The organism is Frondihabitans sp. Leaf304 (assembly GCF_001423105.1).
Lineage (GTDB): Bacteria > Actinomycetota > Actinomycetes > Actinomycetales > Microbacteriaceae > Frondihabitans.
This window is the reverse complement of record NZ_LMNV01000005.1, coordinates 85,817-105,539: the sequence shown is the minus strand read 5'-3', so window position 1 is coordinate 105,539 and position 19,723 is coordinate 85,817. Positions and strand designations below refer to the sequence as shown.

Annotated in this window: 22 protein-coding genes and 1 tRNA gene; 14 read left to right on the top strand and 9 right to left on the bottom strand. The window is 66.7% G+C overall.

All coding sequences use genetic code 11. The features are described from left to right. The first annotated feature begins 28 nt into the window (after nt 1-28). The 3 genes from ASF54_RS13880 (at nt 29) to ASF54_RS13870 (ending at nt 2,032) form a co-directional block, all read left to right on the top strand. A complete protein-coding gene (locus tag ASF54_RS13880; RefSeq protein ID WP_055964341.1) occupies nt 29-745 on the top strand; it encodes an SOS response-associated peptidase in 717 nt (238 codons plus the stop codon). A 71-nt stretch (nt 746-816) separates the two neighbouring features. Then, on the top strand, nt 817-1,290 hold the full coding sequence (locus ASF54_RS13875; protein WP_055964338.1) for a DUF4383 domain-containing protein: 474 nt from the start codon (nt 817-819) through the stop codon (nt 1,288-1,290). A gap of 160 nt (nt 1,291-1,450) precedes the next feature. Then, nucleotides 1,451-2,032, top strand: a complete 582-nt coding sequence (locus ASF54_RS13870; RefSeq protein WP_055964336.1) for a GIY-YIG nuclease family protein — start codon at nt 1,451-1,453, stop codon at nt 2,030-2,032. On the opposite strand, the gene ASF54_RS13865 is transcribed toward ASF54_RS13870, so the two are convergent. The 3 genes from ASF54_RS13865 to ASF54_RS13855 all read right to left on the bottom strand — a co-directional run bounded on the left by ASF54_RS13865 (nt 2,021) and on the right by ASF54_RS13855 (nt 4,194). Then, nucleotides 2,021-2,923: a zinc-ribbon domain-containing protein gene (locus ASF54_RS13865; RefSeq protein WP_055964333.1), complete on the bottom strand. Its 903-nt coding sequence runs from the start codon at nt 2,921-2,923 to the stop codon at nt 2,021-2,023. The genes ASF54_RS13870 and ASF54_RS13865 overlap by 12 nt on opposite strands. 130 nt (nt 2,924-3,053) lie before the next feature. Further along, nucleotides 3,054-3,908: a DsbA family protein gene (locus tag ASF54_RS13860; RefSeq protein ID WP_055964330.1), complete on the bottom strand. Its 855-nt coding sequence runs from the start codon at nt 3,906-3,908 to the stop codon at nt 3,054-3,056. Nucleotides 3,909-3,975: 67 nt separating this feature from the next. Continuing rightward, on the bottom strand, nt 3,976-4,194 hold the full coding sequence (locus ASF54_RS13855; protein ID WP_084816358.1) for a hypothetical protein: 219 nt from the start codon (nt 4,192-4,194) through the stop codon (nt 3,976-3,978). 126 nt (nt 4,195-4,320) lie between these two features. On the opposite strand from ASF54_RS13855, the gene ASF54_RS13850 reads away from it, so the two are divergent. After that, nucleotides 4,321-4,935: a DUF6611 family protein gene (locus ASF54_RS13850; RefSeq protein WP_157510206.1), complete on the top strand. Its 615-nt coding sequence runs from the start codon at nt 4,321-4,323 to the stop codon at nt 4,933-4,935. A gap of 127 nt (nt 4,936-5,062) precedes the next feature. After that, nucleotides 5,063-5,812: a glycosyltransferase family 2 protein gene (locus tag ASF54_RS13845; protein ID WP_055964322.1), complete on the top strand. Its 750-nt coding sequence runs from the start codon at nt 5,063-5,065 to the stop codon at nt 5,810-5,812. A gap of 79 nt (nt 5,813-5,891) precedes the next feature. Here ASF54_RS13845 and ASF54_RS13840 read toward each other — a convergent pair. Beyond that, a tRNA-Leu gene (locus tag ASF54_RS13840) sits at nt 5,892-5,978 on the bottom strand. 109 nt (nt 5,979-6,087) lie between these two features. On the opposite strand from ASF54_RS13840, the gene ASF54_RS13835 reads away from it, so the two are divergent. The 7 genes from ASF54_RS13835 to pknB all read left to right on the top strand — a co-directional run bounded on the left by ASF54_RS13835 (nt 6,088) and on the right by pknB (nt 15,081). Beyond that, nucleotides 6,088-6,813, top strand: coding sequence for an FhaA domain-containing protein (locus ASF54_RS13835; protein ID WP_055964319.1), 726 nt, complete (start codon nt 6,088-6,090; stop codon nt 6,811-6,813). Then, a complete protein-coding gene (locus ASF54_RS13830) occupies nt 6,810-7,346 on the top strand; it encodes an FHA domain-containing protein FhaB/FipA (RefSeq protein WP_055964316.1) in 537 nt (178 codons plus the stop codon). Before ASF54_RS13835 ends, ASF54_RS13830 begins: the two co-directional genes overlap by 4 nt. A gap of 4 nt (nt 7,347-7,350) precedes the next feature. Further along, nucleotides 7,351-8,595 (top strand): PP2C family protein-serine/threonine phosphatase, encoded by a 1,245-nt coding sequence (locus ASF54_RS13825; RefSeq protein WP_055964314.1) that lies wholly within the window; start codon nt 7,351-7,353, stop codon nt 8,593-8,595. Next, the gene (locus ASF54_RS13820; protein ID WP_084816302.1) at nt 8,588-10,009 is read left to right on the top strand and encodes an FtsW/RodA/SpoVE family cell cycle protein; all 1,422 of its coding nucleotides are present in this window, start codon (nt 8,588-8,590) and stop codon (nt 10,007-10,009) included. Before ASF54_RS13825 ends, ASF54_RS13820 begins: the two co-directional genes overlap by 8 nt. Beyond that, nucleotides 10,009-11,463: a peptidoglycan D,D-transpeptidase FtsI family protein gene (locus tag ASF54_RS13815; protein ID WP_055964311.1), complete on the top strand. Its 1,455-nt coding sequence runs from the start codon at nt 10,009-10,011 to the stop codon at nt 11,461-11,463. The genes ASF54_RS13820 and ASF54_RS13815 overlap by 1 nt, the downstream gene beginning before the upstream one ends. Further along, the gene (locus tag ASF54_RS13810; protein ID WP_055964308.1) at nt 11,460-13,268 is read left to right on the top strand and encodes a protein kinase domain-containing protein; all 1,809 of its coding nucleotides are present in this window, start codon (nt 11,460-11,462) and stop codon (nt 13,266-13,268) included. Before ASF54_RS13815 ends, ASF54_RS13810 begins: the two co-directional genes overlap by 4 nt. Nucleotides 13,269-13,368: 100 nt before the next feature. Continuing rightward, nucleotides 13,369-15,081 (top strand): Stk1 family PASTA domain-containing Ser/Thr kinase, encoded by a 1,713-nt coding sequence (pknB, locus tag ASF54_RS13805; RefSeq protein ID WP_123940054.1) that lies wholly within the window; start codon nt 13,369-13,371, stop codon nt 15,079-15,081. 259 nt (nt 15,082-15,340) lie between these two features. Here pknB and ASF54_RS13800 read toward each other — a convergent pair whose 3' ends face one another. Genes ASF54_RS13800 through ASF54_RS13795 form a run of 3 tightly spaced genes read right to left on the bottom strand, consistent with a single transcriptional unit; the run spans nt 15,341 to nt 16,914 of the window. Continuing rightward, nucleotides 15,341-15,979 (bottom strand): anthranilate synthase component II, encoded by a 639-nt coding sequence (locus ASF54_RS13800; protein ID WP_055964305.1) that lies wholly within the window; start codon nt 15,977-15,979, stop codon nt 15,341-15,343. Next, nucleotides 15,976-16,137 (bottom strand): hypothetical protein, encoded by a 162-nt coding sequence (locus ASF54_RS16790; RefSeq protein ID WP_194601180.1) that lies wholly within the window; start codon nt 16,135-16,137, stop codon nt 15,976-15,978. Before ASF54_RS16790 ends, ASF54_RS13800 begins: the two co-directional genes overlap by 4 nt. A gap of 3 nt (nt 16,138-16,140) precedes the next feature. Further along, the gene (locus tag ASF54_RS13795) at nt 16,141-16,914 is read right to left on the bottom strand and encodes a class E sortase (protein ID WP_055964302.1); all 774 of its coding nucleotides are present in this window, start codon (nt 16,912-16,914) and stop codon (nt 16,141-16,143) included. A 72-nt stretch (nt 16,915-16,986) separates the two neighbouring features. Here ASF54_RS13795 and ASF54_RS13790 point away from each other — a divergent pair, with 72 nt between their 5' ends. Continuing rightward, the gene (locus tag ASF54_RS13790; RefSeq protein ID WP_055964299.1) at nt 16,987-17,250 is read left to right on the top strand and encodes a cell division protein CrgA; all 264 of its coding nucleotides are present in this window, start codon (nt 16,987-16,989) and stop codon (nt 17,248-17,250) included. A gap of 229 nt (nt 17,251-17,479) precedes the next feature. On the opposite strand, the gene ASF54_RS13785 is transcribed toward ASF54_RS13790, so the two are convergent. Next, nucleotides 17,480-18,160, bottom strand: coding sequence for a rhomboid family intramembrane serine protease (locus ASF54_RS13785; RefSeq protein WP_123940057.1), 681 nt, complete (start codon nt 18,158-18,160; stop codon nt 17,480-17,482). 172 nt (nt 18,161-18,332) lie between these two features. Further along, nucleotides 18,333-18,872 (bottom strand): peptidylprolyl isomerase, encoded by a 540-nt coding sequence (locus tag ASF54_RS13780; RefSeq protein ID WP_055964294.1) that lies wholly within the window; start codon nt 18,870-18,872, stop codon nt 18,333-18,335. Nucleotides 18,873-18,993: 121 nt separating this feature from the next. Between ASF54_RS13780 and ASF54_RS13775 the strand changes: the two genes are divergently transcribed. Beyond that, entirely contained in the window at nt 18,994-19,617 is a 624-nt protein-coding gene (locus ASF54_RS13775) for a hypothetical protein (RefSeq protein ID WP_055964291.1), read from the top strand. Nucleotides 19,618-19,723 lie beyond the last annotated feature (106 nt).

Here is a 19,723-nt window from a genome sequence, read left to right as displayed (position 1 = left end):
TGTCGGTGCTCGGGAGCAGAATGGCGGCATGTGCGGTCGCTTCGTCGTTGCCCGAGCCACATCCGATCTTCTACCGAGCCTGCTCGACTCGCTGGCGTCAGCCGAAGCACGCGCCGAGGTGGCCGACCACGGCCTCCCCGAGTCGTTCAACGTCGCGCCCACCGACCGGGTCTCGGCCGTTCGCGAGCGCCACGGCGAGCGCGAGCTCGCCTCTCCGCGCTGGGGCTTCGTGCCGTCGTGGTACCCCGACCTCAAAAAACGCCCCCAGCCGATCAACGCGCGGATCGAGACGGTCTCGACGAGCGGCATGTTCCGCAAGGCATTCGCGGGCGGCCGTTGCATCATTCCGGCGCAGGGCTACTACGAGTGGGTCGTCACCGAGACCGGCAAGCAGCCGCACTACATCTTCGAGCCCGGAGCGGCACTCGCGATGGCGGGCATCGTGACCGCATGGCCCGACCGATCGAAGGCGGAAGACGACCCCGACCGCTGGGTGCTGTCGACGGCGATCATCACGCGCGACGCGCATGTGGCGCCAGGCGAGGTGCACGACCGGATGCCGGCCTGCCTGACGCCGGAGTCGTTCGACGCATGGCTGGATCCTGCGCTCGATGCCGACTCGGCACTCGCCCTGCTCGACGGCGACAGTCTCGAGGTCGCGCACGCCCTCACGCACTACGAGGTCTCCCGCGACGCCAACAGCGTGCGCAACAACGGTCCGCAGCTGATCGAGCCGCTGGGGTGAGGGGTGTCGGCGCAGGGGGCCGAGAGGGTGAAGAATAGAGGCGTACTGCACCCTCGAGAGGATTCCCCGCGATGACCACCACCACGACCTCGAAGATCCGCTACGGCTATGCCGCCGGCCCGGCCCAGGTCGCCGCGCTCGTCGTCGCGATCCTCTTCATCCTGCTCGGCATCGCCGGGTTCATTCCCGGCATCACCACCAACCTCGGGTCGATCCGGTTCGCCGGGCCCGACTCCGACGCGATGATCTTCGGGCTGTTCCAGACCGCCGTGCTGCGCAACGCCCTGTACCTGCTGATCGGCCTCGCCGGTCTCGGGGCCGCGGGCAAGCGTCTCAACTCGACGCTCTACATCGCCGGCGCGGGCATGCTCATGCTGACCCTCTGGCTGTACGGCATCCTCTTCGGCAACAGCGACTTCGGCGGCAACATCTTCCCGTCGAACCTCAACGACTACGCTCTCGACTTCTGCGTCGGGCTGGGGCTGCTGATCCTCGCCCTGTCGACCAGCCAGCTCGCGCTGTTCGGTAGCGACTACGAGGAGTAGCGCTAGGAGCGTCGCCGCTGCCGCTGCCTAAAGTGCCCAAATCGTCGTCTGACCTGCTCAGAGAGGCCGATTTGGGCACTTTCGTCGTCGCGGCGGTCATCGGCGGTGCCGGCGAGCGATCACCGACCGCGATGTCGGCGGCCGGCCCTAACGTACGAGCATGAAGTCGAACACCTCAGCGGCACCGGCCACCGTCGGGCCCGCGTGCGTCGCACCGGGCTGCCCGCGACCCGCCGCCGCCGACGCACCCCTCCCCCTCTGCGACCGGCACTTCGACATCGCCGCCGAGTGGTCAGCACGCACCGACGGCGTCACCGACACCCTGCCGTCGCCCTGCCTCGCGTGCGGGTCGCGCCTCGGCGTCCGCTACCCGAGCGGCTGGCTCTGCGCCGTGTGCGAGTGGCGCTACGGCGAGGTTCCCGACGGCGAACTGCCCACGCCCCGCGTCGACGTCGTCTATTACATTCGCTTCGACGACCGGATCAAGATCGGCACGTCGTCGAATCCGCGGCAGAGGCTCACGCGGATCTGGCACGACGCCGTGCTGGCATTCGAGCGGGGTGGGCGCGACGTCGAGCAGAAGCGGCACGCCGAGTTCGCGGCCGACAGGTTCGACCGGACGGAGTGGTTCCGGCCGAGCGACGCCCTAGCGGAACACATCGCCGTGGTGGGGGCGGCCGGGCCGGATCCTTGGGGTCTGTACGCCCGGTGGGTCAGCGAGGCGATGGCGCTACGAACCTGAGGCCGGCCGCAGGTAGGCATCGACGAAGAGCGACCCGCGAATGTCGCGCAGCCGGTCGAGCAGCGCCGGAACAGTCTGCTTCGTCAGGCCCGACGCGACGAGATCGTAGGGGCCGAGCGGTTGCAACTTGCCGGTGCGCATCCGGATCACCTCCCACCCGGCGGCACGCAGCAGACGGTCTTTGCGGCGGTCGGCGACCTCGCGCTTGCCGACGTGCTCGAGCCCGTGCCGACCCGTCGAGTCGTACTCGATCGCGACGCGGAGCTCGGGCAGCAGAATGTCGGGCCACGCCTCGAGGTGGTCGAAGAATGGCTGAGCGAGCCGGACCGCGTTGACCCCGGCCGTGAATTCGAGCCGTGCCGCGAGATCGGCCCGCAGCTGCGCTTCGACGGCCGATGCGGGCGGGGGCGCGCAGAGGCTCGCGAAGGGTTCGCCGACGGCAAGGGCCGGCGTCTTGGCACAGAGTGCCGAGACGGGTGAGGCACGACGCGCACTGGCGGGTCGTCGAGCGGGCGCCGACGGGCGTGAAACCGGAGGATCCGGCGCAAGCGCCGCCGCCAGCGCCGCTGACTCCGACGTTCGGCGGGGTGCCGCCATTTCGAGGCACGCCGGGCACCACGACGATCGGCGCCGCTCTCGCCCCGGCCGCGCCCGCTGCTCCTCCGGCGTCGCGACGAAGACATGCCCCGTCTCGCACTGCCAGCAGAGAAACACGTCGGCCGCGGGCGGCACCTGGGTCAGCATGATGCCGCCGTTGTATTCGGGGTGGTACTGGCGCACGAGCACCGGGTACGGCGCCCACGCGTCTCGGTAGGTGCCGACGGGATAGGGCACGGCGGACCGGCGCGACAGCTGACGTCGCGCCCACCAGGCGAGGATCGGCTCGGGCACGGCAGCAGGCTACGACGAGCCTCCGACATCGAGCGGTGGTGCCCTGCGAGCAAAGCGACGCGGATCGGCCATACCGACGCGGCTAACCCCGTCGTTATGGCCGATCCGCGTCAGAAAGGGCCCGCGCGACCTACTTGTCGATCTCGGCCAGCAGGTCGGTCGAGCCGCTCCACAGGGTGCCGTTGACGAACACGGTCGGCGTGCCGAATCCGCCCTGCGCCGGGTTGACCAGCGACTTGTCGGCGAGCACGCGGTTCGTCTCGGCGGTGACCCAGCTGCCGAACTCCTCGTCGTCGATGCACGAGCTGACCGACGCGTCAGTCACCCCTCCATCACGAACGAGCTTCTTGATCTGCGTGTCACTCAGCCCGTTCGACCCCTCGGCCGGCTGATTGTCGTAGAACTCCGTCTGGACGGAGAGGAAGTTGTCGGGGTCGTAGTTCGCGACGCACGCCGCCGCATTGGCTGCGCGGCTGGCGTAGCGGCTGTTCTGGTAGTTGCGGTCGAGGATCGACACCGGGTGGATCTCGAGGGTCGCCTTGCCCGCCGCGACGCGCGACAGGATGTCTTTCGAGTAGCTGGCCTCGAATTGCTTGCAGACCGGGCAGGCCCAGTCGATGTAAGTGACGACCTTGGCCGCGCCATCGGCGTTCGACGTGGCCACCGGCGACGGCGCGGCACTGGCTTTGACACCGGCTGTCGCGACCGGCTCGACCTTGCCGTCGACACCCTGGAACTGGATGCCGTCGGTGACCATGTTCTTCGGGCCGGCGTCGCTCGAGACGCGAGTGGTGCTGCCGCTGTTCGACGCCTGTATCACCAGGATGATCACCACGACGATCGCCGCGATGGCGAGGCCGATACCCCCCTGTAAGAAGATGCGATTGCGTAGACGGCGCTTGCGTTCTTGTTCTTGGCGCTTCTTCGCTACTTCGCGAGCGTGCTCGCGGCGGGCGTTCTTACTCGGCCGTTCGGCGTTCGACATCGGAAAATCCCTGCTCTCGGTGTGGCCTCTACTCTCGCATGCCACCCCGGTGACTGGGGCGTCGAGGTCACTCTTCGTCGTTGGCCCGGGCTTCGATCCAGTCCACCGCCGCATCGTCGAGGAACCACCCCTCCGTTTCTTCCTCCCCGGTTTCAGCGCGGAGAGGAAGACCGCCTGCTGCGACTACCTCGTCGCGAATGCCGTCCGATAGGGCGTCGCCGTTGTTGGCGATAATCGACGCCTGTGTCGAGGGGCTGAGTCGGGGCCACCATTCGTCGATACTCATGATCGAAGTGTGACACCCCGCGACCTCAGCCACGCGTCGTTCGGAAACCGTGAGTATTCAGCGCTTTCGCGTAGGGATGCCGTTAGGAACATCAGAGAGGCACTCCCGCCGATCTACGGTCGCACCGTGGCCATCGCACCATTTCACGATCAAGGACGAGCATCGTCCCCGCACCCGTCGCGCCTGACTCGGATCCTCAATCGCCTGTCGGACGGCGAGCACCTGTGGGGAACGGTCGATGTGAGTCCCGCGAACCGGTCGGTGTGGAGCCGTACGCACCTGACCGTCTACGCCCCCGGCACGAGCAGGTCGGAGCGCCGTCTGCTTCGGATCGTGCACGCGTGGCCGCTCATCGGGGCAGTCCTCGGTCTGTTGCTGATGATCGCCTTTCATGTGTTGCCCGCTCCTGAGGCTTTCGCCATCGGACTCGCCCTGTACGCGGCCGGATTCTGGCCGCTCATGCGGGTCACCAGGCGTCTTCGCGCAGGGAGCCGGCACCTCGTCGTCGCCGTGGTCGACATCGGCGATCGGTACGAGCTAACCGGCGACCTCGAGCTCATGAGGGCGTGCCTGCAAGTCCTTCGCGAGATGGATAGGGCACTGACCCTCGGCGCGATCACCCCGGTCGAATTCGAGGCGTGCTGGTCAGACATCTACCGGTTGATTCCTCCGACCCCGACTCGGCGGCGCCGGGTCGATCGCACGCTGGCGAATGATGAGGACGACACCGACGCTGCCTGACGGAGACGGGCCGGACTGACGGAGACGGACCGGACCCAGACCGGCCGGAGCGCCTACCGTGCCATCATGACGCCCCCTCCCGCGCCCGCGGGAACGCGCCACGATCGCTTGCCGACGGAGCACCACCATGACCGCAACACCGCCCCTGACCGTCTCCATCGTCATCCCGGTCAAAGACGATGCCGCAGTGCTCATCGCTTGCCTGCGGGCGCTGTCGCTGCAGTCGCAGCGAATGCTCGAGATCATCGTCGTCGACAACGGCTCGACGGACGCGAGCGCTCTCGTCGCGACCCGGGCGGGAGCGGTCGTGATCCCGGAGTTAAAGCGAGGCATCGCGGCAGCGAGCGGAACGGGATACGACGCCGCACGCGGCGACATCATCGCCCGGGTCGATGCCGACACCGTCGTACCGGCCGACTGGATCGAAACCGTAATGAAGGAGTTCGACCGGCGGCCCGACGTGGATGCGGTCACCGGAGGCGCGTACTTTCTCGACGGCCCGACCTGGCTCCGTCGCCCGGCAGCACTGGTCTACTTGGGGGCGTACTTCTTCTTCGCCGGGCTTGCTCTCTCGCACGTGCCCGTCTTCGGTTCCAACCTCGCCATGCGGCGTCAGGCCTGGGTGGACGTCCGCGACGAGGTGCACGCTTCGGAGGCCGTCCACGACGATTTCGATCTGTCGTACCACCTCGGTCGACGCCACCGAATCCGCTTTCTCGTGCGTCTGCGCCCGGGCATCTCGATGCGCCCGCTCTTCGATGGCAAAGGCCGTCTGCGGATGCGCCGCGGTCTGCACTCGGTTGTGCTCCACTGGCCGGAGGAGCTGCCTCTCCTCCGCTTTCTCCGCCGACTCGCGCTTCGCACCCAGATGCGCTGAAGCCGCTGAAACGCACAAAAGAGGACCAGCCTTTCGGCTGGTCCTCTTCTTATCTGAGTATCTAGTGTCTCAGTGCTGCTGGTGCGCGAGGGGGGAGTTGAACCCCCACGCCCTTTCGGGCACACGGACCTGAACCGTGCGCGTCTGCCTATTCCGCCACTCGCGCCAGCGTTGGCCGCCTGGGCCAACCTGAAAACGATAGCATGCACCGGCCCCTACTCTTGCAAGGGCAGGGCATCCCCGCGCCCGCATGAGCCACACCGACCAGGAGACCCATGGGACTGCTCGACAACTTCGAACGACGCCTGGAGCGTGCCGTCAACGGCGCCTTCTCCAAGACGTTCCGTTCCGGCGTGCAGCCTCTCGAGATCACCGCGGCCCTCCGGCGCGAGCTCGATGTCAAAGCGGCCGTGGTGTCGCGCGAGCGGATCCTCGCACCGAACGACTTCCGGGTGAAGCTCGCCGCCCAGGATTTCGCGAAGATGGACGGCATGGGTGCCGCCCTCATCGACGAGCTCCATGCCCTGGTCGAGAAGCACGCCTCCACGCAGAACTACTCGTTCGCCGGGCCCGTTCGCATCGCTCTCGAAGAAGACTCGCAGTTGACGGTGGGGATCATCCGCGTCGAGTCGGCCAATGTGCGCGAAGAGGATGTGACGTGGTCCGGGATCCTCGAGATCGACGGCCGTCGCCACACCCTCCCCAAGGGCCGCACCGTCGTGGGCCGAGGCAGCGAAGCCGACATCACCGTGCAAGACACCGGCACGAGCCGCAAGCACGTCGAATTCGTGTGGGATGGCACGCACGCCCAGGCCACCGATCTGGGGTCGACGAACGGGTCGAAACTCGACGGTCAGGCCCTGACGAAGGCGGTCATCCAGCCGGATTCCGTCATTCAAATCGGTCGTACGCGTATCGTGTTCCGAGTGCTTCCCGTCTCGACGCCCCCTCGCGGCTCCGCCGACCCCGGTCGAAGCGGCTCGTCCGGAGGCCGCCGATGACCTCTGAGCTGACTCTCCTCGCCCTCCGCCTCGCGTTCATCGTGGTGCTGTGGCTGTTCATCTTCTTCATCGTCTACGCCCTCCGCAGCGACCTGTTCGGTCAACGCGCCAAGCGTCTTCCGGCCGACCAGCAGGCCCAGAGCCACCAGGGCGCAGGATCCGCGGCCACGCCGCCCACCCCGACACCCCAGGCCGCACCCAGTGCCCCTCGCACCCCGCCGCCGTCCGCCCCGGCCGGTGCAGCGGCGACCCGCCTCGTGATCACCAAGGGCGCGAAGAACGGCCTCGAGATGCCTCTCGGCGACGGGCCCCTGACGATCGGCCGCTCCAACGAGAGCAACCTGATCATCCGCGACGACTACACCTCGACCCACCACGCCCGACTCATGCTGTGGAACGGCCGCTGGGTGATCCAGGATCTCGACTCCACGAACGGCACGTTCCTGAACGGCGAGCGCATCACCGTCCCGACCCCCGTCCCGTCGAACGCCACGATCACCATCGGCACCACGAGCTTTGAGTTGCGGCGGTAACCGGGTGACGTCGTCGATCAAAAGCGCCGCCCTCTCCAATGTCGGAAAGATCCGGGCTAACAACCAGGATTCCGGTTACGCGGGCAACCACCTCTTCGTCGTGGCCGACGGCATGGGTGGGCACGCGGGCGGTGACGTCGCTTCGGCGATCGCGATCCGGCGCATTCGCGAGACCGACAAGGTCTACAGCTCGTCGGGCGACGCGGAGTTCGCTCTGCAGTCGTCTCTGATCGCCGCGAACCAACTTCTAGCCGAGACCGTGTTCGAGCACCCCGAGCTCACCGGCATGGGCACGACGGTCAGCGCGATGATGCGGGTCGGCGACAGCATCGCCATCGCGCACATCGGCGACTCGCGCATCTACCTCTACCGCGAGGGGGAGCTCAGCCAGATCACGGCCGATCACACCTTCGTGCAGCGTCTCGTCGACTCCGGCCGGATCACCCCGGAGGAGGCCGCCGTGCATCCGCGGCGCTCCGTGCTGATGCGCGTGCTCGGCGATGTCGACGCGGCTCCCGAGATCGACACCGCGACCCTCGGCACGCAGCCGGGCGACCGCTGGCTCATCTGCTCCGACGGGCTCTCGAGCTACCTGGCCGAGGATCGCATCCGCAAGGCCCTCGCCTCCGGCCTCGACGCCGAGGCCGTGTCGCGTCGCCTCGTCAAAGAAACGCTCGACCACGGTGCCCCCGACAACGTCACCGTCGTGGTCGTCGACGTCGACGACGACGACTCGTCGGCCGCCGACCAGCCCACGACCGTCGGCTCGGCCGCGGCGCCGCTGACCTTCGAGGGCCAGGAGGGTCGACGACCGCTGCGCCTCTCGTCGATCCTCGTGCACCCGCTCAAGGTCGCCACCACGCCCGAAGACAGTCACTTCGAGCCGGAATCCGACGAGTACCTGGCCGAGCTCATCGCCGAAGACCGTCGCCGGGCCCGTCGACGACGCATCACCTGGCTCGCCGCCCTCGTGATCGCGATCCTCATCGTGGCCGTCGGCGTGTTCTCGACCTACCGCTGGACCCAAGACCACTACTACGTCGGCGAGCAGGACGGCACCGTCGTCATCTACAAGGGTGTGCAGCAGGCCCTCGGCCCGATCAAGCTGTCGAGTGTCTACGAGACGACGACAGTGTCGGTCTCCGGGCTCTCCGCCTACAACCGCCAGACCGTCGACAGCACCATCAACGCCGACAACCTCAGCGACGCCCGCATGATCGTCGAGAGATTGGCGAAGTCCGGTGAGTGACAGCGCGACCGAGGCCATCAGCAAGCCCACCAATCCCGGAGGCAAGGCCCAAAACCTCACGCAGGCGATCTCGATCCGTCTGCGGCAGCCGGCGAGGCTCCGCAACATCGAGCTCGGTCTGCTGCTCATCGCCTGCGGAATCGCCGTGGGCGCGCTCGTGCTGGTGCAGCTCGGTGCCCTCGGCGAACTGCGGACCGACGTGCTCTGGTCCGAGATCATCATCCTCGTGCTCGCCCTGGTGCTCCACGTCATCCTGCGCGTCGTGGCGCGGGAGGCCGATCCGTTCCTCGTTCCGATCGCGCTGACCCTCAACGGCCTCGGTATCGCCGAGATCTACCGCATCGACATCGCCTCGTGGACGACCCAGAATCCCACCCACGCGGGTGAGCGGCAGATCCTCTGGACCACGGCAGCGCTGATCATCGCGATCGCCGTGCTTCTCGTGATCCGCAACTACCGCGTGCTCGCGCGCTACCGCTACATCGCGATGTTCATCTCGATCGTCTTCCTCCTCCTCCCCCTCGTGCCGGGTCTCGGTCGTCGCGGTCTCGCCGCGCGCGTTTGGATCGACGTCGGGCCCCTGTCGTTCCAGCCCGGTGAGATCGCCAAGATCACGCTCGCGATCTTCTTCGCCGGCTACCTCGTTCAGGCGCGCGACAGCATCTCGCTGATGGGCCCGAAGATCCTCGGCATGCGCTTTCCGCGGGCCCGCGACCTCGGCCCGATCCTCATCATCTGGGCCGTCGCCATGCTCGTGCTGATCTTCGAGCGCGACCTCGGTACCTCGCTGCTCTACTTCGGCCTCTTCGTCGTGATGATCTACGTCGCCACGGGCAAGGGCTCCTGGGTGATCCTCGGCATGATCCTCTTCGTCGGCGGTGCGCTCGTCGCCGCCCTCACGATGAGCTACGTGCACGGCCGCTTCGAGGCCTGGCTCGACCCGTTCTCGACCGAGGCCTACAACCGCATCGGTGGCAGCTTCCAGCTGGTGGCAGGGCTGTTCGGGCTCGCCAATGGCGGTCTAATCGGCACCGGTTTCGGCCAGGGCAGCCCGCAGACGACGCCGCTCGCTCAGAGCGACTACATCATCGCCTCCCTCGGCGAAGAGCTCGGTCTGGCCGGTCTCGTCGCCATCCTCGCGCTGTATCTGCTGCTCGTGTCGCGCGGGTTCCGCATCGGCTTCGTCGGCCAGGACGACTTCGGCAAGCTGCTCGGCGTGGGGCTCGCCTTCGCCATGGCCCTGCAGGTCTTCGTCGTCATGGGCGGGGTCACCCGGGTTATCCCCCTGACCGGGCTGACGATGCCGTTCCTCGCCGCGGGCGGGTCGTCGCTCCTCTCGAACTGGATCATCGTCGCGCTGCTCCTGCGCCTCTCCGATGGTGTCCGCAGCGGCCCGAGGATGGTGGTCGGCTGATGAACAAAGAACTCAAGCGCGTGAGCGTGGTCGTCTTGGCCATGTTCATCGCCCTCCTTGCCTCGAGCACGTACATCACCGGCATCCAGGCCGATTCGCTGAAGTCCGACTCGCGCAATACGCGAGCGATTCTGCAGAGCTACTCGGCCCAGCGCGGTGCGATCCTCGTCGATGGTCAGGCCGTCGCCGAATCCAAGCCCGTCGATGACCAGTACAAGTTCCTCCGCACCTACTCCGACGGCGACCTCTACTCGCCCGTCACCGGCTATTACACCCTCGGCGAGGGCTCGACCGGCATCGAGAGCGCCCTCAACAAGCAGCTCTCCGGCACGTCCAACTCGCAGTTCTTCGACAAGCTCAACTCGCTCCTCACCGGCAAAGACCCCGAGGGCGCCTCGGTCAACACGACGATCGATGCCACCGTGCAGAAGGTCGCCTACGACGCACTCGGCGACAACACGGGGTCGGTCGTGGCGATCGAGCCATCGACCGGCAAGATCCTCGCCATGGTGTCGAAAGGCTCCTACGACCCCAACGCTCTCGCCAGCCACGACCGGGCCAGTGTGCTCAAGGCGTACGACTCGCTGATCAACGACTCGACGCAGCCGCTGATCAACCGGGCGATCCAGGGCAACCTGTACTTCCCCGGATCCACGTTCAAACTGGTCGTCGCGGCCGCCGCCTTCGAGAGCGGCAGCTATACCAAAGACTCGAAGCTCGACAACCCCGCATCACTGAAGCTCCCCGGCTCGACATTCCGCATCACGAACGCCGAGGGCGGATCCTGCGGTGGCGGGTCGAAGGTGACCATCGAGACCGCACTGATCGACTCGTGCAACATCCCGTTCGCCGAACTCGGAGCGAAGCTCGGCTACGACCGCATCAACGACATGGCGAAGGCATTCGGCTTCGACACGGCGTTCGAGATTCCGCAGACGACGGCGAAGAGCGTGTTCCCCGAGACCTCCGACACCGCCACGCTGATGCTGCAGTCGTTCGGCCAGGGCAGCGTGCGTGAGAGCCCGCTCCAGGTCGCGATGATCACGGCGGCGATCGCGAACGGCGGGCAAGAGATGACGCCCACGCTCATCGACAACATCGTGAACCCCGACCTCTCGACCCTGCAAGACTTCCAGGCCGACGAATTCGGTCAGCCGATCAGCGCCGAGACGGCGTCGACCCTGACCGAGCTGATGACGGAGGTCGTCACCAAGGGCACGGGAACCAATGCAAGAATTGACGGCGTCGACGTGGCCGGTAAGACGGGGACTGCCGAGAACGGCACGGGCGACCCGTACACGCTCTGGTTCACAGGATTCGCTCCGGCGAACGACCCCAAGGTGGCCGTCGCGGTCGTCGTGGGGAACGGCGGAGGACAGGGACAATCCGGTGTCGGCAACAGCATTGCCGCGCCGATAGCAAAGCAAGTCATGGAGGCGGTGCTCAACAAATGAGGCCATACAGCGGACTCACTCTCGGCGGACGCTACGAGCTGTCGTCCCGTGTCGCGATCGGCGGCATGGGCGAAGTGTGGCAAGCCACCGACCTCGTCATCGGTCGTACCGTCGCGATCAAGATCTTGAAAGACGAGTACCTGGGCGACCCCGGGTTCCTCGAACGCTTCCGCGCCGAAGCGCGTCACGCCGCTCTCGTCAACCACGAGGGCATCGCCAACGTCTTCGACTACGGCGAAGAAGAGGGCAGCGCCTACCTCGTCATGGAGCTGGTGCCCGGCGAAGCCATGTCGACCGTGCTCGAGCGCGACCGCGTGCTCCCGACCGACAAGGTGCTCGACATCGTCGCCCAAACGGCGTCGGCGCTTCAGGCTGCCCACGCGGCGGGCCTCGTCCACCGCGACATCAAACCCGGCAACCTGCTCGTCACCCCCGACGGCCGCGTCAAGATCACCGACTTCGGTATCGCGCGGATCGCCGACCAGGTGCCCCTCACGGCCACCGGCCAGGTCATGGGCACGGTGCAATATCTTTCGCCCGAGCAGGCGTCGGGCCACCCCGCCTCCCCCTCGACCGACATCTACTCGCTCGGAATCGTGGCGTACGAGGCCCTCGCCGGCCGGCGACCCTTCACCGGCGAATCGCAGGTCGCCATCGCGATGGCGCAGATCAACGAGACGCCGCCCGATCTCCCGAGCACCATCCCCGAGGCCGTGCGCAAGCTCGTCTACTCGTGCATCGCCAAGAAGCCCGCCGAGCGACCCGCATCGGCCTCCGCGCTGGCCCAAGCGGCGCGCGCTCTGCGTCGGGGCGACGTCGCGGCAGCCACCGCGGCCGTGCCGATGCTCGGCGTCGGAGGCAACGGCGATGCTGCGACGCAGGTCTTCGCGGCGCAAGACGCTGCGACCAGGATGATGCCGGCGCCCGAGCGCCAGGCACCTCCGACGGCAGCCACGCTGGGCCTAGGATCCTCGTCCACCGGTCTCAACGACACCGTCGACGGAGACGAGCCCGAGAAGAAGAAGCGCAGCGCCTGGTTCTGGCCCCTTATTGTGCTCGGCATCATCGTCGTCGTGGGTGGCATCGCTTTCGCCGCCTTCTCGCTGACCAACGGCGACAAGCCGCAGACGATCGAGACCTCGAAGCCCGCGACGACCAAGTCGTCGACGCCGAAACCCTCCCCGACGCCGAGCGAGACCCCGGTCGCCGACAGCGCAGTGATCAACGGCGCCGACTACACCGGCAAGAACGTCGACGAGGTGCAGGCGTCTCTCGGACGCCTCGGCTTCCAGACGACGATCTCACCCGACTCATCGCCGGCACCCACGGCCGCGCAAGAGAACCAGGTGTACCGCGTGTCGCCGACGGGGCTCGTCAAGAAGACCGAAGAGATCGTGCTCTACGCCTACACGGCCGCTCCGACCGCCGGTGATCCCGGTGCTCCCACGGCTGCGCCGACCGCGATCGACAACAGCGGCTCCGAGGCAACTGGGCAAGCGGTCGTCACGATCCCGACCTACACGGGCTGCCCCGCCGGATACTCGGTCACCGGCTTTACCTATTCGATCTCGGGCGGAACCGACTTGGCCGGCAAGACGAAGAACACCGTCGGCGCCAACGCGACAAGCGTGACCGTGCAGTCGTCTGACGTGGGCACCCTCACGTTCACCTATCAGGCCAAGTGCGGTTCGTCGGTGACCTCGCCTTCGTCGGCGGGCGTCTCGATCACTGTGAACGAAAGCACTGCGGAGACGACACCCCCGGCAGGCCCCTCAACGCCGGCTGACGACCCCGGCACCCCCTGATCTCACTCCGGTCTCGATCGGCCGTGACGCGCACCGGCTCCGACTCACACGGTCCCGCCCAGGTAGACTGGTCGGGACCGTGGCAGTGGGAGGGCAATTCGTGGCTGAAGGCGTGACCGAGGGGATCAGCCTCCTCGCCAACCGGTACCAGATCGGTCACCTGATCGGTCACGGCGGTATGGCCAACGTCTACATGGGCACCGACAGCAGGCTCGGCCGCCAGGTGGCGATCAAGCTGATGAAGTCGCAGCTCGCCTCCGATCCCGCCTTCCGCACTCGCTTCCGGCAAGAGGCCCAGGCTGCGGCCCGCATGGCCCACCCGACCATCGTGCGCGTCTTCGACGCCGGTGAAGAGCAGACCCGCGACTCCATGGGCAACACGGTTCTCGTGCCCTACATCGTCATGGAGTACGTCGAGGGTCGACTCCTCAAAGACATCGTCGCCGAAGGCCCACTCGACCCCAAAGAGGCCGTCCGCGTCACCGAGGGCATCCTGACCGCGCTCGAATACTCGCACCGGGCCGGCGTTGTCCACCGCGACATCAAGCCCGGCAACGTGATGCTGACCCACACCGGCCAGGTCAAGGTGATGGATTTCGGTATCGCCCGAGCCGTCTCCGACTCGGCGGCCACGGTCGCGCAGACCACCGCAATTCTCGGCACCGCCCAATACTTCAGTCCCGAGCAGGCCCGCGGCGAGACCGTCGACGCCCGCTCCGACCTCTACTCCACCGGAGTACTCCTCTTCGAGCTCCTGACGGGGCGGCCGCCGTTCCGGGGAGACTCCCCCGTCGCCGTCGCGTACCAGCACGTCAGCGAACCGCCCGTGCCGCCGAGCGTCATCAACCCGGCCGTGTCGCCCGCTCTCGATGCCGTCACCCTGCACGCCCTGGCGAAGAACCGCTTCGACCGGTTTCAGAGCGCTGCCGAGTTCCGTAACGACGTCGTCGACGCAGGTGCCGGTCACCTTCCGGCCCGCCGACAGCACGTCGATGTCACCTCCCCCGACACCACGCTATTCGGAGTCAATCCGCGCGCCGCCGTCGGCTCCGAGGCGGCTCTCAAAGAGCTCGACAGCACCGACGCGAATCGGCCCTCCCGCACCCAGACCAGGCCTCCGGTCGCGTGGATCTGGGCGGGCATCGTGCTCGTCGTCATCATCGTCGTGGCCGTCGTCGTCTGGGTCGGCCGTCTCTCGCCGGTCGAGCTCCCCACCAACGCCGGCGTCGAGGTGCCGATCATCTCCTCCGAGTCGTACGACGCTGGGGCTGCCGAGCTCACCAAGCTCGGCCTCGTTCCCGACCGCAACGACATCGCCAGCGACTCGGTCGACGAAGGCGACATCATCAAGACCTCGCCGGTGGCGGGCACCAACGTCGCCAAAGACGAGACCATCAGTGTCTATGTGTCGTCCGGCCCCGCGTCGGTGAATGTGCCTGACGTCTCGGGCAAGTCGACCGACGACGCCTGGTCAGAAATCACCGGTCTCGGCCTTCAGCAGGGCTCCGTCAGCCAGCAAGACAGCCCGACGGTACCCGCGGGCAACGTAATCCAGACGACGCCCGAGTCGGGTACTAGCGTCGACGTCGGCAGCACGATCGACCTCGTCGTCTCGAGCGGCACCGTCGCCGTTCCCGACGTGACGGGCAAACCTGTCGCCGACGCCATGTCGACGCTCAACACGCTCGGCCTCCAGGTGAAGACCGTCGCCGACGGCACCTGCACCGGCAACGTGGTCAAGACCCAAGACCTCCCGGTCGGCGAGCAGCCGCAGGGCTCCACGATCACGCTGACGATCTGCAGCGGCTCGTAGTACCGGGCGTCTGAGGCTCGGTTGCTCGGCTGGCGCCTTGGCCTAAACCCCCTGTTAGGCGCAGACCCGCCCAGCCGGCCTGAACCCGCCGCCTAGGTCACGGGCGTGAGCCGATCGTGCGGGTGTGTGCCGAAGAGACGTGTCTGAGCCGGTCTCGCGGGCATGGGCTAGCCTCGCGGGCGTGGAACGGCCTCGCGAGCATGGGCCAGCCTCGCGGGCCCGAGTCACACCCGAGCTCGGCCAAGCCCAGCCGGCCGAGCTACCCCAGGTTGACGAGCGGGCTCAAGCCCTTCGCGGCCTCGACGGCAGACGGAAGCCCGGCCACCGAGAGCCAGTTGCCGACCATGCTGTAGCCACCCTCGGTGAGCACCGACTCGGGGTGGAACTGCACGCCGAACACGGGCGCGTCGCGATGCCGCAGGCCCATGATGACGCCGCCGGTGGTGCGGGACGTGACCTCGAGCACCTGGGGCACGGTGGAGTCGACGACGGCGAGCGAGTGGTATCGCGTCGCCAGGAACGGCTGGGGCACGTTGTCGTAGAACGAGCTGTCGTCGTGCTCGACCCTCGACGTCTTGCCGTGCATCAGCTCTTCGGCGTGGGTGACGGTCGCACCCATGGCCTCTGCAATCGCCTGGTGGCCGAGGCAAACGCCGAGAAGAGGCTTGTCGACCGCGAGAGCGGCGTGGACGACGTCGACGGACACGCCGGCGGCGGCAGGAGTGCCCGGGCCGGGTGACAGCAGAACACCGTCGTACTCGGCAATACGCGCAGCGGCCTCCCCCGCTGTGAACGAGTCGTTGCGCACGACGTCTGTTTCGGCCCCGAGCTGGTGCAGGTAGCCGTTCAGCGTGTAGACGAAACTGTCGTAGTTGTCGATGACGAGAATGCGCGTCATGAAGAACCCACTGTCACTTCAGGCGAATCGATGAACGAGTCGGCGTACGGGAATGCCCAGGTGACCAAGGCGTAGAGAATCGCGGCGAGGAGCACGAGGAGGATGAGAACGCGAACCCACCAGGGGCCGGGGAGAACGCGCCAGAGTGCGGAATACATGCGTCAGCCCTTCACCAGCGACTTGATCTCAGACGGGGCGCCGGCCGAGAAGGGCCGCCAGGAGTCGAAGACACCGTAGGCGATGATTCGCTCGGCCGCGCTGAACTTCGGATTGCAGCTCGTCAGCGTGATGAGTCGATCGCCCGACGTCGTGTCGACCTTCGGTGCGTCGGGAACCTGCTGCAGAACCTGAATCTGAGTGGGCTGCACGTATTGCAGATTGCGGAACGTGTAGGTGTAGTAGCCGGTCTTCGTCTGCACGTAGAAGTGATCGCCCACTTTGAGCTCCGCGATATTGGCGAAGGGCGCCCCGTGCGTCGTCCGGTGGCCGGCGATCGCGAAGTTGCCCACGGCACCCGGCATCTGCGAGGAGTCGTAATGCCCGGCATCGCCCTTGTCGAGGGTCTGCGCCGTGCCCGTGCCCCCGGCGAGAGGTACGCGGTAGTCGGAGCCGAAGCGAGGCACGTAGAGCACGCCGAAGTCAACGCCGTCGGCTGGCTTCGGAGTCACCTTGGGCTTGCTGCTGTCGAACGTGACGTTGTTCGACCCGACCGGCGGTGCCGCGTCGTGCAGCTGCTCGCTGATCTTGGACGCCTGATCGCGAGTGCCCTGCGCGACGACGATGTCGTTGAACCACTGCTGCCAGACGATGAAGAGGAGCACGACGACGCCCATGGTGATGAGCACCTCGCCCAAGACACCGATCACCGACGTGCGGCGCCGCTGCGAACGGCGACGGGCGCGTCTGCTGGCGGCGGGCGCTTCTAAATCGGACATGCCCCGATTCTACGGGCGCGAAGTTGCAACGCAGAGGCTATCCACAGACCCCCTACCGGTACACTTCTGCCCATGGCCAGAGAGAAGAAGACCACCGCGAGCACCTCGCGAGCCGCCGGCGCGACCGCAACCGACTCCCAGTCGAACGCCAACCAGCCGAATGCCGTCTGGTTCAAGCCCGTCATGTTCGGCTTCATGCTGCTCGGTCTCGCCTGGATCATCGTCTACTACGTCAGCCAGACCGTCTACCCCGTGCCGTCGCTCGGCACCTGGAACATCCTCGTCGGCTTCGGCATCATGTTCATCGGCTTCCTGATGACGACCCGCTGGCGCTGACCTACCGCCCAAAGTCTGACCAGTTCGGCCGGGTTCGGCCCGACGCGAAGCCGGCCCTGTGGCCGGTGCGATCGCCGTTTTGCCCGGATCCTTGTCATTCATAACGGGGTGTCTTACACCGGTGTAACTATCCCCAATGTGGATGAACCTGTGGATAACTCTGCCAAGCAGCCTGCGAACAAGAAACGCCCCGCTCTCATTGAGGAGCGGGGCGTTTTCGCGTGACGACTTAGGCGGCCAGGCCGACCAGTGACGCCGAACGGACCAGCAGGATCGCGAGCAGGGCGACCGCCAGCCCACCGGCAAGCAGGCGTTGCTGCATCGCCTGCGACCGGTGCTGAGTGCGCATGTAGATCAGGGCCGTCAGGGCCCCGATCGCGGCGGCACCGATGTAGTTCTGCCACGGAGTACCGAAGAAGATGCCAATGACGACGTTGAGGGCGATGATCACCAGAATCTGAACCGCCTGCTCGCCGCGAGACCGCAGAATCACGTAGAACGCCCCGAAGAGGCCGAACATGGCCGCTCCGCTAATCAACACGGGCTGATACGGGAAGAACAAGGAGGCCGCGACCTCGGCGCCCAAAGCACCGAGCAAGTAGAGCCCGATGTAGCGAACCCGGCCGAGCTGCTGCTCGATCATCTGGCCGAACGCCCACAGCATGTAGACGTTGAAGGCCAACTGGATGATCGAACTCAGACCGCCGTAGACGAAGATGCCCGTGAGCATCCGCCACGGTTCGGTGAGAGCGCCGGCTCCATAGAAGAGCAGAGCGCCCTGGGCCGACGGAACGAGGCTCACCAGGAACCCGAGCACCGACAACCCCATCAGCGCATACGTGGCCGTAGGGCCGCCCGAGGTAGCGAGGCTGTTCATGCGGGTGACGACCTGAGGCCTCACCTTGGGCATGTTGCCGCGTGCCTCGCGGACGCACTCCGGGCAGTGCACTCCCACCGCGGCCGGTGTCTGGCACTGCGTGCAGATCGTCCGGCCGCACCGCTGGCAGAGAATGAAGCTCTGCCGGTCGGGGTGGCGATAGCAGAAGTTATCGGAGTTGCGCGGGATGTTCGTCACCGAAGGGTCAGACCTCGTCGATCGTGACGCTCTCGATCACGACGTCTTTCAGCGGCTTGTCGCGCGCGTCGGTGTCGACGGCCTGGATGGCATCGACGACCTTCTTCGACTCGGGGTCGGAGACCACGCCGAAGATGGTGTGCTTGCCCTGGAGCCACGGGGTCGCGACGGTGGTGATGAAGAACTGCGAGCCGTTGGTGCCCTTGCCGCCGCGGGTGCCCGCGTTGGCCATGGCGAGGATGTAGGGCTCCTTGAAGGTGAGCTCGGGGTGGATCTCGTCGTCGAAGTTGTAGCCGGGGCCGCCGGTGCCCTGGCCGAGCGGGTCGCCGCCCTGGATCATGAAGTCGGGGATGATGCGGTGGAAGACGACGCCGTCGTAGAGGTTGTCTTTCGACACCTTGCCCGTGCTCGGGTGAGTCCACTCGATGGTGCCGGTGGCGAGGCCGGTGAAGTTGGCGACGGTCTTGGGGGCGTGGTTGCCGTACAGATCGACCTTGATGGGGCCGAGAGTGGTGGTGATGGTGGCGACAGCGGTGTGCGTAGACATGTGTCCGATTCTTTCACAGCGACATGATGATTCAGTCGTCCCCCAGACATCATCCTGTGACCTATCAGGGGAGCCCGTGCCAAGATAGGCGCAACGCCGCAGGAACCATAAGGGAGAGCACATGGCCACGTCACGCAAGAGCACACGCGAACTGAAGAAGCTCCGGAGCGACGCTGCCGGCATCTGGGGTGAGCAGCGCGAGCTTCTCGGCCACGCCGGTGAATTCTGGAAGGCCGCCGGCGCCGAAGCCGCCGAGCGCGCAAAGAACGACCTGGCACCCCGAGTGAAGGCCGCCTACGACGCGCAGGTCAAGCCTGCCGTGTCGACCGGTGTTGCCAACGCCTCCGTGGCAGCTACGCACGCCAAAGACCGCCTGAAGAACGACGTGGCCCCGGCTGTGTCCGCCGCCGTGGCCTCGAGCCCGCTGGCCGAGCACATCGACCTCGACGAGCTCCTCAAGAGCGGCAAGAAGCTCAGCAAGAAGGCCAAGCGCAAGGCCCTGAAGAAGGCCGCGCAGCAGGCTCGCAAGCACCCCAAGGCCACGAAGAACATCGCGAAGACGGTTCTCAAGGCCAAGAAGCTTCAGAAGAAGACGCAGAAGAAGAAGGGCCTGGGCAAGGGTGGGGTCTTCCTCATCATCCTGGGCGTGGTCGGACTCGGCGCCGTCATCTATGCGGCAGCTCAGACGCTCCGCGCCGACGACGAGCTGTGGGTTGCCGACGACGAAGACAGCCCCAAGGCCTGATCGTCGCGTCACCGCATTGAAGGCTCGCATCCTCACAGGGGTGCGGGCCTTCGTCGTTCCCGGGGCAGTCTCCGACCTCAGGATCCGGCGGCCCCGCCTGCCAGCT

Coding starts and splice junctions, on each gene's coding strand:
- ASF54_RS13880 (WP_055964341.1), top strand. CDS start 29: ATGTGCGGTCGCTTCGTCGTTGCCCGAGCCACATCCGATCTTCTACCG.
- ASF54_RS13875 (WP_055964338.1), top strand. CDS start 817: ATGACCACCACCACGACCTCGAAGATCCGCTACGGCTATGCCGCCGGC.
- ASF54_RS13870 (WP_055964336.1), top strand. CDS start 1,451: ATGAAGTCGAACACCTCAGCGGCACCGGCCACCGTCGGGCCCGCGTGC.
- ASF54_RS13860 (WP_055964330.1), bottom strand. CDS start 3,908: ATGTCGAACGCCGAACGGCCGAGTAAGAACGCCCGCCGCGAGCACGCT.
- ASF54_RS13855 (WP_084816358.1), bottom strand. CDS start 4,194: ATGAGTATCGACGAATGGTGGCCCCGACTCAGCCCCTCGACACAGGCG.
- ASF54_RS13845 (WP_055964322.1), top strand. CDS start 5,063: ATGACCGCAACACCGCCCCTGACCGTCTCCATCGTCATCCCGGTCAAA.
- ASF54_RS13835 (WP_055964319.1), top strand. CDS start 6,088: ATGGGACTGCTCGACAACTTCGAACGACGCCTGGAGCGTGCCGTCAAC.
- ASF54_RS13830 (WP_055964316.1), top strand. CDS start 6,810: ATGACCTCTGAGCTGACTCTCCTCGCCCTCCGCCTCGCGTTCATCGTG.
- ASF54_RS13815 (WP_055964311.1), top strand. CDS start 10,009: ATGAACAAAGAACTCAAGCGCGTGAGCGTGGTCGTCTTGGCCATGTTC.
- ASF54_RS13810 (WP_055964308.1), top strand. CDS start 11,460: ATGAGGCCATACAGCGGACTCACTCTCGGCGGACGCTACGAGCTGTCG.
- ASF54_RS13800 (WP_055964305.1), bottom strand. CDS start 15,979: ATGACGCGCATTCTCGTCATCGACAACTACGACAGTTTCGTCTACACG.
- ASF54_RS16790 (WP_194601180.1), bottom strand. CDS start 16,137: ATGTATTCCGCACTCTGGCGCGTTCTCCCCGGCCCCTGGTGGGTTCGC.
- ASF54_RS13795 (WP_055964302.1), bottom strand. CDS start 16,914: ATGTCCGATTTAGAAGCGCCCGCCGCCAGCAGACGCGCCCGTCGCCGT.
- ASF54_RS13790 (WP_055964299.1), top strand. CDS start 16,987: ATGGCCAGAGAGAAGAAGACCACCGCGAGCACCTCGCGAGCCGCCGGC.
- ASF54_RS13785 (WP_123940057.1), bottom strand. CDS start 18,160: ATGCCCAAGGTGAGGCCTCAGGTCGTCACCCGCATGAACAGCCTCGCT.
- ASF54_RS13780 (WP_055964294.1), bottom strand. CDS start 18,872: ATGTCTACGCACACCGCTGTCGCCACCATCACCACCACTCTCGGCCCC.
- ASF54_RS13775 (WP_055964291.1), top strand. CDS start 18,994: ATGGCCACGTCACGCAAGAGCACACGCGAACTGAAGAAGCTCCGGAGC.